General features: G+C 52.6%; 10 protein-coding genes. 1 reads left to right on the top strand and 9 read right to left on the bottom strand.

Annotated elements, in window-relative coordinates; translation table 11 throughout:
- Window positions 1–19: 19 nt before the first annotated feature.
- The 7 genes from RC74_RS16190 to RC74_RS16160 form a co-directional block, all read right to left on the bottom strand.
- Window positions 20–961 carry a 2-hydroxy-3-oxopropionate reductase gene (locus tag RC74_RS16190; RefSeq protein WP_335339547.1) on the bottom strand — a complete coding sequence of 314 codons (942 nt, stop codon included), beginning with the start codon at window positions 959–961 and terminating at the stop codon, window positions 20–22.
- Entirely contained in the window at window positions 889–1,674 is a 786-nt protein-coding gene (otnI, locus tag RC74_RS16185; protein WP_039000003.1) for a 2-oxo-tetronate isomerase, read from the bottom strand. Before otnI ends, RC74_RS16190 begins: the two co-directional genes overlap by 73 nt.
- A gap of 21 nt (window positions 1,675–1,695) precedes the next feature.
- Window positions 1,696–3,393, bottom strand: coding sequence for an ABC transporter ATP-binding protein (locus tag RC74_RS16180; protein ID WP_039000015.1), 1,698 nt, complete (start codon window positions 3,391–3,393; stop codon window positions 1,696–1,698).
- Window positions 3,394–3,416: 23 nt separating this feature from the next.
- Window positions 3,417–4,586 carry an ABC transporter permease gene (locus tag RC74_RS16175; protein WP_039000004.1) on the bottom strand — a complete coding sequence of 390 codons (1,170 nt, stop codon included), beginning with the start codon at window positions 4,584–4,586 and terminating at the stop codon, window positions 3,417–3,419.
- On the bottom strand, window positions 4,586–5,572 hold the full coding sequence (locus RC74_RS16170; RefSeq protein WP_039000005.1) for an ABC transporter permease: 987 nt from the start codon (window positions 5,570–5,572) through the stop codon (window positions 4,586–4,588). Before RC74_RS16170 ends, RC74_RS16175 begins: the two co-directional genes overlap by 1 nt.
- Window positions 5,573–5,577: 5 nt before the next feature.
- On the bottom strand, window positions 5,578–7,692 hold the full coding sequence (locus RC74_RS16165; RefSeq protein ID WP_039000006.1) for an alpha-amylase family protein: 2,115 nt from the start codon (window positions 7,690–7,692) through the stop codon (window positions 5,578–5,580).
- Between the two features lie 83 nt (window positions 7,693–7,775).
- Window positions 7,776–9,668, bottom strand: a complete 1,893-nt coding sequence (locus RC74_RS16160; RefSeq protein WP_039000007.1) for an ABC transporter substrate-binding protein — start codon at window positions 9,666–9,668, stop codon at window positions 7,776–7,778.
- Window positions 9,669–9,844: 176 nt separating this feature from the next.
- Here RC74_RS16160 and RC74_RS16155 point away from each other — a divergent pair, with 176 nt between their 5' ends.
- Window positions 9,845–10,858, top strand: a complete 1,014-nt coding sequence (locus RC74_RS16155; protein WP_039000008.1) for a LacI family DNA-binding transcriptional regulator — start codon at window positions 9,845–9,847, stop codon at window positions 10,856–10,858.
- A 322-nt stretch (window positions 10,859–11,180) separates the two neighbouring features.
- Here the strand turns inward: RC74_RS16155 and RC74_RS16150 are convergent, their stop codons facing one another.
- Together RC74_RS16150 and RC74_RS23770 are read right to left on the bottom strand one after the other, a co-directional pair.
- Window positions 11,181–11,396, bottom strand: a complete 216-nt coding sequence (locus RC74_RS16150; RefSeq protein WP_039000009.1) for a DUF1330 domain-containing protein — start codon at window positions 11,394–11,396, stop codon at window positions 11,181–11,183.
- Window positions 11,397–11,770: 374 nt separating this feature from the next.
- Window positions 11,771–12,025 carry a fluoride efflux transporter FluC gene (locus RC74_RS23770; protein WP_169798748.1) on the bottom strand — a complete coding sequence of 85 codons (255 nt, stop codon included), beginning with the start codon at window positions 12,023–12,025 and terminating at the stop codon, window positions 11,771–11,773.
- Window positions 12,026–12,253 lie beyond the last annotated feature (228 nt).

Genomic DNA, 12,253 nt, shown 5'->3' with positions numbered 1-12,253 from the left:
ACAAGGGAAGGGTCAGGGGTTAATCACCAGAGGCAAGTACCTGTAGGTTGCGGATCATCGCTGAATGATCGAGGTCGCCATCTCCTCGCCCAATCGCTGCCCCCATGAGTTGGTGCACCATTGCCGTATTGGGAAGGGCCACATCCAACGCACGTGCGGCATCAACGGCTAACCCCATATCCTTGCGGTGAAGGTTGATACGAAACCCTGGAGTGAATGCCTCGTCGATCATTCGCTCACCGTGCACCTTAAGAATGGTGCTATCAGCAAACCCGCCGAGCAAGGCTTCACGCACACGGGACGGATCTGCCCCTGCTTTTCCCGCAAGGAACAGCGCCTCGGCCACGGCCTCAATTGTCAGGCCAACGATGATTTGATTACAAACCTTGGCGACCTGTCCATCGCCAGAAGGCCCGATATGGGTGATCCGTTTCCCCATAATTTCCAGTATCGGCATAGCGCGGGCAAAGGCGGCTTCGGTCCCGCCGCACATGATCGTTAGGGCAGCGTTTTTGGCACCAGCCTCGCCCCCCGAAACAGGCGCATCAACCCAATCCGCTCCTTGTGCGGTTATTCTTTCGGCAAAGACCTTGGTCTCGACCGGGGATATGGAGCTCATGTCAATCACCAACGCCCCATCTTGCAACCCGCTCGCAACGCCATCCTTGCCAAAAAGCACCCCCTCGACGTCAGACGTATCTGGCAGCATCAAAATGACAATCTCCGAAGCGGACGCAACTGCAGCAGCACTATCGAGGGCAATGCCCCCAGCCGTCACCAGTTCTTGGCTCACCTCTTTTACCCGATGCAGAAAAACGTCATGCCCCGCCGCGATCAGGTGACCTACCATTGGGCGGCCCATGATACCGAGTCCAATAAATCCGATCTTCATGCCTTCACTCCCATTTCTTTCATCCACCCCAGCCCTGCGGAGGTGCTGGTGCGGGGTTTGTATTCGCAACCGACCCAGCCGTCGTAGGCAAGCCGATCAAGGCTTTGAAGTAGGTATGAGTGGTTTATTTCGCCCGTCCCCGGCTCGTGACGGCCTGGGTGATCGGCAATCTGGACGTGCGCAATACGGCTTTGGTGCCGCTCAAATGTTGGGATCAAATCACCTTGCATGATCTGCGCATGATAGAAATCATACTGTAACCAAAGGTTCTCATGCCTAACGGCCTCAATGATACGAAGTGCATGATCCACACGGCTTAAGAAAAATCCTGGTATGTCGCGTGTATTGATCGGCTCAAGTAGTAATTTGACACCTGCTGCGGCCATTCGTGGAGCCGCGTATTTCAAGTTGCTGATGAGTACGGCCTCAAGCTCCTCTTGGTTCGCACCCACAGGAGCAATTCCCGCCAAGCAGTTAATCTGAGTGCAACCGAGCGCCGCGGCATACCGCAGCGCGATCTCAACACTCACCTGAAACTCCTCGACACGGTCAGGCAAACATCCGATGCCCCGCTCCCCGCCAGCCCAATCTCCAGCTGGTAGGTTGAACAAGACTTGCGTCTGCCCTGCCCCCGTTAACGCCGCCGCGACGTCTACTTCTGGGTAGTCATAGGGACCAATATATTCGACCCCTGTAAAGCCGTCAGCAGCAGCAGCGGCAAAACGATCAAGAAACGCATGTTCAGTATATAACATTGATAGGTTGGCGCAAAATTTTGGCATCTTATCCTCGTGGTAATCTTGTTAAACAGTCGCTGCTTCAGCGTTAAAACGCGTGCGGTGGAGCATCCGCCGATTGCGCGGATCGGGATTGGGAACAGCAGAGATTAAGCTTTGGGTGTAAAGCTCGTTGGGAGCTGTGCAGATTTGCTCGGCGGGACCCGTTTCAACGATCCGACCCTTGTGCATGACGGCGACTCGATCACAGAAATATCGAACCACCGAGATGTCATGCGCGATAAATATAAAGCTCAAGTCGAGGCGCGTTTGCAACTCCAGTAACAAATCTAGAACCTGAGCGCGAATAGACACATCGAGTGCAGAGGTTGCTTCGTCAGCAATGATAATACGCGGGTTCAAAGCTAACGCGCGGGCAATGCTGATCCGTTGGCGTTGACCACCCGAAAATGCGTGCGGATACCGCTCCATCGCGGAACGATCCAAACCAACCAGTTCCAGCAACTCCTCAACACGGGCATCAACCTGAGCGCCGTTCATCTCGCCTGCAACAATTAGGGGATCAGCAATCACTTGCTTCACCGTCATACGAGGATTGAGCGAAGCAAACGGGTCCTGAAATACCAACCTAACAGCCGAGCGATATCGGGCCAATTCAGGGCGCGCCATTTTGGTGACATCTTCGGCGTTCGTATCACCGTTCCATTGAATGTTCCCCCTCGACGGTTCGATAATCCGCAAGAGCATCCGCCCTAAAGTCGTTTTTCCAGACCCACTTTCGCCAACAATGCCGAGGTTTTCGCCGGGCCAAAGATCAAGGCTCGCGTCCTCCACGGCCATAATTCCAAAGCTTTGTTTGCCGCGCCAATTCTTGACACCGTATCCTTTGGTAAGGCCGCGCGCGGACAACAAAGGTATGCCCGTATTTTCAGGTGCAAGCCGTTTTCCAGCAGTATCAAGCCGCAGGGTCGCCGCAAGGAGGGCCTTTGTATAAGGATGTTGGGCCGCGTGGAAAACATCATCCACCGGACCTTGCTCAACGATTTTTCCCCATCGCATGACAGCAACATGGTCAGCCACTTCAGCCACAAGCCCGAGGTCATGCGTAATCATCAACATGGCCATGCCGCGCTCGGCTTGAAGGCGAGCGATCAAGTCCATGATCTCGGCCTGTGTGGTCACATCAAGTGCGGTTGTAGGTTCGTCTGCTATAAGGATGTCGGGATCACACGCGAGGGCCATTGCAATCATCGCCCTCTGCCGCATACCGCCAGAAAACTCGAAGGTGTAGCGGTCTGCCATCTTCTCGGGATGCGCAATCTCAACCTGCCGCAACAAATTGACGGTCTCGGCTTTGGCCTCGGCCTTGGTCATCTGACGGTGCAGCAACAATGCTTCTACAATCTGGGCGCCAATTGTTCGCACGGGTGAAAGAGACGACATTGGTTCTTGAAAAATCAGGCCAATCCGCCCTCCGCGCACGGCGCGGATTTCACGACTATTCGGCTCCATTGTATCAAGGCGTGTCGCACCATCGGCCCCGTGTAAAGTAATCTCGCCACCCGCCACTTTTGCTTGCGGATCTATCAGCCGCAAAAGCGCACGCGCCGTTACCGATTTTCCTGACCCGCTTTCCCCCACAAGGCACAGGGTTTTCCCAGGATAGAGGTCAAAACTCACGTCACGCACCGCATGTAGGATATGTGTACGAAGATGAAAATCCACACTCAAATCGCGCACTGTCAGAACTGGATCTTGTCTCATTTTATGCTGTTCCAATATCGCGTTCATGTAGAATATGGGTCAGCGGCGTCGCGCATCCCATCCCCTAGAAAGTTGAAAGAAAGGACGGTCAGAACCACCGCTCCTGCGGGCCAAACCAGCAACCAAGGTGCGGTCGCCACCGCGCGGATATTCTGTGCATCTTGGAGGAGAACACCCCAGCTGACGACCGGTGATTTCAACCCAATCCCAAGGAACGACAACGCGGTTTCGGCGACGATCATTGTTGGTATCGCGAGAGTCACCACGGCGAGAATATGCGACGTTAGGGACGGTAGAATATGGCGAAAAATCACGCGCCGTTGGCTCGAGCCGTCCAAGATTGCCGCCGTGACGAAGTCTTCGCTGCGCAGGGCCAAAAACCGACCTCGCACTTCTCGCGCCAGACCCGTCCAGGCCAGCAGCGATACGATCAAGGTCACCATAAAATACACCGTTATCGGCGACCACGTGATAGGTACTGCCGCGGCAAGTCCGAGCCAGAGCGGAATGGTGGGCAATGCACTTATTACCTCAATCAAGCGCTGGATCACGATATCGGTCCAACCGCCATAATACCCAGAGAGCGCCCCAAGAACGACACCGATGATCAGGCTTGAGACCACCCCAATCAAGCCAATAGACATCGAAATACGCGTGCCATAGATCAGCCGGCTAAGGAGGTCGCGACCAAGGCTGTCGGTTCCTAGCAAGTTCATATTGTGGCTTGGGTCAATCGGGCCAACCAGATGGGTGTCCATTTCGAACATGCCCCACATACGATAGGGCGTACCCTCAACAAAAAGCCCAATCGGAATAATCGCGGTTTCATCAATGGCAAAGGACCGACGCAAAGACTCTTGATTCACCGTCATCGTGTACCCTTTGACGTGTGGCAACCATTGCCGTTCATCCACCTCATTGGTCACAAAGAAATCAATGCTTTGCGGCGGCGCATAGGTGACGCGCGGTTGCGCCAAAGTCGGCGAGGTCGGGGCCAAAAACTCGGCAAACAATCCGATAAAGTAGAACAAGAGTACCACGATGCCGGCAAAGACCGCCACTTTGTTAGAAAAGAACTTCTGCCTAATAAGTGTCCACTGACCCGAAACCGCGATTTTATTTGAGTCGTCACCGGGGCGAAGGGGGCTTATCGCGGGGCCTGTTTCTTCGAGGAGCTGAGATGTATTTTCCATTAGGTAAACCTTATTCGTGGATCAAGCAGCGCGAGCAGAAGATCAGAGACCAACATCCCAATCAGGGTCAAAACCCCCATCAAAAGAATGAAACTTCCGGCCAAATACATGTCCTGACTAACCAGAGCGCGCAGTAACAACGGCCCTGCGGTTGGTAGGTTCAAAACAATCGCAGTGATGGTTACGCCCGAGATTAGTTGTGGCAAAACCCAGCCAATCGCAGAGACAAACGGATTGAGCGCGATGCGTACAGGATAGCGCATGATCACTTTATATTCGGAAAGCCCCTTGGCCCGCGCGGTAACAACGTAGGGTTTTGACAGCTCATCGGTCAGATTAGCGCGCAGAATACGAATGAGGGCAGCTGTGCCGGAGGTTCCGATCACAATCACTGGAATCCACAGGTGTTTCATGAGGTCCCAAACCCGTGCCCATGACCAATCGACACCAATAAACTCGGGCGAGAAAAGCCCGCCTACGCTCTGTCCAAAATACTTGTAGCTCACATACATCAGGGTAAGGGCGAGGATGAAATTCGGTATCGCCAACCCCAGAAAGCCAAAGAATGTTGCGACATGATCGCCCACGGAATGGCGACGGACCGCGGAGTAAATACCAATCGGCAATGACACTGCCCAAACAAACACCAAGGCCGCCAGAGACACCGAAAGCGTGGCCCCCATGCGGTCCCAAATCAATTCGCTCACGGGGCGACCCCATTCAAAGGAGTAGCCAAAATCGCCGCGCAGCACGATGCCACTGATCCATTTCAAATACTGAACAGCCATAGGGTCATCCAGACCATAGGTTGCCCGCATCCGTGCAATCTCGGCTGGGTCAACGGTTTGGCCGCTGTCAGCCATTGAGGCCAAAAGCGAGGTCAAATAATCCCCCGGCGGTAACTGGATGATGAAAAATGAAATCACCGAGATACCGAACATTGTCGGCACCATGAGCAATATTCGTTTCAGAAAATAGCCCCACATTACGCTTATTCCTCCCAAGTCAGATGTACGGCTTCGACGATATCAATTTGCGGCACGGTAACAATGGCCCGTCCATCGCGTAGGGTCACTTTGGCCGCACATCCTGCTATCGGCAAATACGCTTTGACGTTTGTTTCGCCACCTTTCATCGCAATCGATACGTTTTGGGTGCCGACGGGATAAATCTCGTGGATCGGGGCTTTCCACATCATTGGGTTGGTTAAATTAACGAGAGAAACCAGCATCTCGGTCTTCCCTTGTCGCACCCCAACATCCAAAATGCCTTTGCCCGAAATTTCGACCATAGACGGGCCACCCAACGCCCAACGGACGGTATTTTCAATGAGACGTTGGTGGTCCTTGGCTTGCACCTCCCAGTAAGTTGCGCCGATATTCCACGGAATATGTGCTACGCGTCCTCCTGCTGGAGTCTGGCGTACAACAACTGCGGGTGCGGTTGCTGCCTCGCGGGGATAGACTTCCTCCATCGGGAGATCGGGAAAATCAGGAACATAAAGGAACGGCGTATCCGCCCCCGTCCCCGCCTCAATACCAACAAGACGAATACCGCCAATAATCCGAGCAGCGCCTTCGTAACCAGCATTCACCGGATGATCGCCACAAACCTCAACGTAGGTATTTTTAACAGGGCCGCGTGGAGCAGAGATGACCCGCGTGCCAAGCGAAGGCGCCAGCCCACATTCATCGCGCGGCGTGCCATCTTCGGTCGCCATAGCGCTTTCTCCCGCGACAATAAGATTGCCACCACGGCCAACCCATGCCGAAATCACCGCACACTGCGCATCGGAAAGGCACAGTGCATTTGGCAAGATCAGAACCTTAAACCGATCTAACATCTCGTCCGTCATCGCGTGATCCGAGACAAATTCGAATGCCAGCCCCGCCTCGACCAATGCGTGACAAAACCCCTTTTCGTCAGCTTCGGCTGCATCACGACTATTCCAGTCATGCATACGCAAAGTCGTTGTTGCGTCTAGAATTGCGATTTCACAAGCAGGTTCCGTTGTGGTTAAGGCTGGTTCCAAACGAGCGTGAAGATCAAAACCTTCTGCCACGGGTTCAATCCAACGTGGATCTGGAATAACCCCATTAAATTTGGTGAACCATGGCAACATCCCATGCGCGGCGCCATCGGCGATCCAAGTGGTCATTTCAGGGCCCGTCGTCACCGAGTCCTTCCAGCGATGCACCGGTTCTTCTGGTCCAACCGAAGTAATCAAAATCACGGGTCGATCGCGCAAGGTCGCCCGAATCCGCTTGGCATTGCGCCCCGCCATCCAGACAGGCTCAACCCCGTGGCGCCCCTGATGATCGACAACAAGGAATGGGCAATGCGCTTTAATCGTTTCAAGATCAAATTCCATCAGCGATGCCCCACCCATATTGGGAATAAAGCTCGCATTAGGCCGGATCGCTTGCACGGCACGATCCCATTCAACAACCATCGTTGTCAGCCGTTCACGTCGCCATGCCACCCACGCCCGCCATGCGAGATCCTCTGAGTTTCCAGCTTGGGGTAAAGCAAGGCCAGACGCATCAAAAAACCTACGTGCGCAACCCTCACAATAGCAAATACCGTGACCTTGCCAGCGATTAGCAAACACCGCATCGATGTCATACTCGCGCACGATTTCGCGTACGATTTCAGGCATATACTCCATGTTGTAATCACCATAGGCGCACGTCACCCATGCTTCTGGGAATGCCCAATGGCGGCGCGGATTTCCTGCCGCATCAACGGCCACCCATTCCGGATGTGCCTTTGCCGCATCATCATGAATAGCGTGCGGGTCTACCCGCGCCATCACATGCATATCAAGGCCTCGGGCCCCGTCGACAAGCGCTCCGAACGGGTCGGTATCCCCTAAAAACTTGCTGCGATAATGGAAAGGAACTTTTGTCGGGTAATAGGCGACATAGCCACCCGCACTTAGGCACGCCGCGTTTGACCCTGTTCGACGAAATACATCGATCCATTCATCGACATCAAACTTGATAGGATCATCCTCCGCAAGCGTCAGTTGTGTCCAGCGCGTAGCATCGCGATACCATTCGGGACTGCGCAGTAGGCGTGCGGGATCAGGGCTCATTGCGGGCATTGTATTCTCTCAAATAATTTTGGGTTCTGTGCGTGGCTTTGAAGGGAGCGTCCAAAGCCACGCACTAATCCTAAAGTAGCGGATTAGTTTTTAAAGAACTGCTCTGGTCGCGAAGGACCAGGGGTTGGCCAGCCAAAGTTGTTCGGCATCACGGGCATGGTGTTTACCATGTCATTCTTAACGACGCCGTACCCGTCAGGCGGCAACGAGACGCCAAAGACCAAGAACTGATCAGCCGCAGCTTCAAGGATTTCGGCCATAATGACCTGCTGCTCCGCAACGTCGCCCGTGGCAAGCAAGTCGCGATAACGTTGTTGTTGATCCTTAATTTCCTGCGGAGGTTCAATCGCATTCGGGCTTTCGGGCGAACTGTAATAAAGTGACCAACCAGGGGCATAGATCGAGTTGCTATTGTACGGCACGAAATACCGAGGATCGAGCATCGCCGCGATGCCGCCATTGGCCCCAAACTGATGGGCCGAAGCATCAAAGTCGCGGCCATTTCGCACCCTCGTTTCCCACAGGCTGCGATCCATAGTGCGGATCTGAGCGTCAATACCGACAGCCTGAAACATTGGGATGGCCAACTCGAACATATCAATAAAGGTCGAACGCACCTGATCAATCTCAAACAGAATCGACAACCTCCGCCCTGACGGATCGAGGCGATAACCATCACTGTCCCGCTCAGGCACAATCGCATCCAACATCTCGTTTGCGAGGTCAGGATTATACTCCGTATACTGCGTCGCCAAACGCTCATTATACAGCGGATCATCAGGGTTGATCGATGGTTGCGCTGGCGCACCCTGCCCCACAAACACCGCATCAATCAGGTCCTGACGGTTGATCGCTAACGAAAGCGCCTGACGGAATTCGATCTTGTTATACAGCTCATTTTTGACCGGATCGTTGTGGTTCAAGTTCAACTGAAACACCATAACATTCGCGGCGGTCTCTTTTAGGGTGTAGAAATCATAGTTACCGTTTTCCTTGCCATCAAACAACACAGGCTTGTTCGCAGGGGAGGCAATGTATTGGTCCATCATGTCGATCTCCCCCTGAAGGGTTTTCAACAATAGAACCTCAGGATCGGACACCATTTGGTACACCACCTGATCGAAGTATGGCAACTGTGTGCCCTCCGTATCAACCTTGTGATAATAGGGGTTACGTTCTGCGATTGCGCGCTCGGTATCCTCGCCCGGAGCCGTGGTGAACTTCCAAGCGTTCAGAGTTGGGCGGGCTGAGTTCTGGAAGTGAACATTATCCTCGTCTAAACCATGCTCACGCGCAAACAGTGCGACCCAGCTGTCAAAACCACGCTCTTGTGCCAGTTTGTTTGCGTCAGGGTTGTAGCGAATATGGAATTGCTTGAGGTAATGCGCAGGAGCCTTTGTCAGCTGGTCCTGATTGGCCCAAGCAAGCCCTTGAGCAAAGAAACCGTTAGGTGAATCAAAGACAACGCGGAAGGTGGTTTCATCCACAATCTCGAGTTTTGCGACTTTGCCGTCAGCCTGCCAATAGCTCTGGCCCTTTGTCGAAGGCGCATCGGGATCTTGAAAGATATCTTCATACCAAAAACGGATGTCTTCCGTCGTGTAAGGTGCGCCGTCCGACCATTTATGCCCTTTGCGAAGGTGGAACGTATAGACAGTAGAGTCATCATTAACTTCATAACTTTCTGCAACGTTAGGCTCAAGCCCCGTCCAATCGGGCGTAAACCGCACGAGCGGTTCATAAGCTTGATAGCGGATCAGCATCGAGAGCGACCCGCCCCCAACCAAGGCATGATTCCAAGTACCGCCTTGCTGACCCGGCCTATCAGTAGGCGTTATTATTAAGGGATTTTCAGGAATCCTGTTTTCCAGAGAGGGTAAATCACCGTCTTGAGAAAATGCCGGAATACCGCTCAGCGCGATCCCTGCAATGGCAGTTGTCGAAATAATAAAGCTACGTCTACCGATCCTATTCATGCTGTTCCTCCCAGAACTTTGTTGATATTTTCTTCCTTTACATCACCATGTGAAATACCGTTAGGTAAAGCGTTATGTAAAAGAAAAGTTTCTGCGTCAGCAAACATAACGCGCCCTATTGAATTAAAACGCTAAACCGCAAACCGCTGCAATGCAGCAAATCCCAAGAGGCCCCGATGAGTAAAGTTACCCTTCGAATCATCGCCGAGAAAACTGGCTTGTCTAAGTATGCGGTCTCTCGTGCCCTATCCGGCAAAGGCGGTGTAAGCGAAGCTACGCGCGCCCGTATTGTCGAGGTTGCCGAAACACTTGGTTACAGTCGCCCAAGCCGCAGTCAAGGCAGCACCGCAAAAACCATAGGCGCGGTCTTTGATTTTGAAGATTACGCAAATGGAGAGATGAATATACAAATCCAAAATGGTCTACAAAGCGAAGCGGCGCGTCTTGGCTACTCAATCCGCGCGCATTGGACAGCTGACGATGGCGATCTAAAACAGTTTATCGAAGGCTGCGCCGCCTTATTCTCGGTAAACGTGCAAAACAAACCTGCTCTCGCGCAAATAATGAAAAGCGGAAAACCTTTGGTGCGCTCGGGCTGGGCAGAGCCATTGGAGCAAGTTGACCTCGTTGGCGGCACGGACCGCGAAGCTGGGGCTGCTATCGGAACCTATCTTTATAATTTAGGCCACCGCGAAATCATCTTTGTCCACGGCGATATCGATCTGCGAGGGCGACGCGAACGCCTGCTTGGGCTTCAGGACATTGTTGCGTCAAAACCTGACATGACCTGTCACGACATCACTTGGGATAGGAATTCAACATTCTCGCAGGGCCTTGACCGTGTCTTGGCCGAAGGGCATCGTCCAACAGCGTTCTTCTGCGGCCACGACGGCTTGGCGATTACAGCTTATTCCGACATCTTATCCCGCGGTTGGCGCATTCCGTACGATGTCTCCGTCATTGGGTTTGGCGATTTCAGCCCCGCCTTGCAGGTTAGTCCCGCCTTAACGACCGTCAAAATTGAAGCACAGGAATTCGGCCGTGCCGCCGTCCGCCGCCTAGACGCCAGCCTGCGGAATCCTACACAAAAGCTCACGCCGATGCGCCTGCTCATTCCCAACAAGCTGATCTTGCGCGACTCAACGGCGCCCCCACGCGATGACTTCCTTGCTAAAAGCCTCAGGAATTAGGAACCAAGCGATATACGCACTTTTGCCGTTCTTAGACCGAACAGTTGCTCCATCTTGAGTGATCCGCCGAGCTGGGATGTCAATGTGCCAGATCTTAAGTGACACCAATGTATCAGCGCGTAGCGTACCAAGAAACGCGAGAGCAAAAATGCCGCGGGCACGCAAATCATAAAGTGTTCTGGACTGCTTACCAACATTTCCTCGGTCTCAGTGATTTATGGAAACGCCCTTTTTTCGCGCGGCAATGCAGCGGAGAAGGTGGCCTTTGGGGGTTTACAATAGTCAGGGAGATCGTTTGGCAGACGCTTGAAGCCATCCTGTTTCATGATCTACTCAAAGAACGCCGTGAGGCTCTGTGTTTGATGGTTGAGGGCGAAAGCCGCCCTTTTGCGTCCGCCCCTTCCAACGTCTTGATATTGCCACTGCGAGACAGGTACTTCCCACCGTGCTTTTCGACTAGTTTATGAACATTCGCAGCATATTCTGGCACCCAACGGTCATCGGTAATTTTAATGTCTGCGATTAAGTAAACACTCATTATCTCTCTCCATTTGGAAAATTGCGCCGCTGGCGATGCACCGGAGGCTTGTTTCCAAATGATAACTTGTCGCTGTTGAGAGTTATAACAATGTTAGCCGGCAGGCTTCCAAATAAAATGCCCGCAACCTGAGCTAACTCGGAATTTCAAACACTGATGGTTTGGTTGCCCCCCTCGAACTGGCATCAAACCCCGACAAGACCATACATCTTTGCAACCATTGATAAGGTACAGGAACAAGCCACTGAGTGTGTATTGGACGAACAACAATGAGCGACCAGAGCTGGCGTAATGCCCGCAATGAAATTGAACTCAGCCGCGTGCAGCCTACAGGTGAGTTCCTTAAAAAACGGGGAATTCCCCGAGCGTTTGATTTAAAGCATAGATGCTAGAAAAGTCCTCTTCCAAGCGCGATCCCACAAAAAACCGCAAACAAGCCCAGAACTAGTGTGCCTAGAAGGTAACAACCCGCGTGAAAAAAACTCGCCTCGTTCAAGCATCTCCATGGTCTCCAGAGAAAACGACGAAAATGTGGTAAATCCACCCAAAAAAACGGTTATGAACAAAACGCGTACTTCTGCTGAGTTTGCAAAAGTACGGGAAACGGCTTCGACAGCAAGATCGATCAAAAGAGACCCTATAACATTTACGGCGATCGTTCGTCATAACGAATGGGTGAAAGTTCCAACTTTGCATATAAATGCAAACAAAAACAATTAGTTAAGAGGGGCTCGACGGACAGACAGTCCGCACTTCTTTTCTCGCAACATATTAATACTAATTACTTTAAATTATAGAAATTAGAAACCTACCACTAAAAATACCACTCCAATTAATTTTTTTGCCCGTTACGCATT

This window comes from Falsihalocynthiibacter arcticus (genome assembly GCF_000812665.2).
Classification (GTDB): domain Bacteria; phylum Pseudomonadota; class Alphaproteobacteria; order Rhodobacterales; family Rhodobacteraceae; genus Falsihalocynthiibacter; species Falsihalocynthiibacter arcticus.
The sequence above is the reverse complement of the archived record's forward strand: the minus strand, read 5'-3'. Positions and strand labels throughout refer to the sequence as shown.

What these genes read in the sequence shown, in the direction of transcription:
- otnI (WP_039000003.1), bottom strand. Translation starts at nt 1,674, where the DNA reads ATGCCAAAATTTTGCGCCAACCTATCAATGTTATATACTGAACATGCG.
- RC74_RS16180 (WP_039000015.1), bottom strand. Translation starts at nt 3,393, where the DNA reads ATGAGACAAGATCCAGTTCTGACAGTGCGCGATTTGAGTGTGGATTTT.
- RC74_RS16175 (WP_039000004.1), bottom strand. Translation starts at nt 4,586, where the DNA reads ATGGAAAATACATCTCAGCTCCTCGAAGAAACAGGCCCCGCGATAAGC.
- RC74_RS16170 (WP_039000005.1), bottom strand. Translation starts at nt 5,572, where the DNA reads ATGTGGGGCTATTTTCTGAAACGAATATTGCTCATGGTGCCGACAATG.
- RC74_RS16165 (WP_039000006.1), bottom strand. Translation starts at nt 7,692, where the DNA reads ATGCCCGCAATGAGCCCTGATCCCGCACGCCTACTGCGCAGTCCCGAA.
- RC74_RS16160 (WP_039000007.1), bottom strand. Translation starts at nt 9,668, where the DNA reads ATGAATAGGATCGGTAGACGTAGCTTTATTATTTCGACAACTGCCATT.
- RC74_RS16155 (WP_039000008.1), top strand. Translation starts at nt 9,845, where the DNA reads ATGAGTAAAGTTACCCTTCGAATCATCGCCGAGAAAACTGGCTTGTCT.
- RC74_RS16150 (WP_039000009.1), bottom strand. Translation starts at nt 11,396, where the DNA reads ATGAGTGTTTACTTAATCGCAGACATTAAAATTACCGATGACCGTTGG.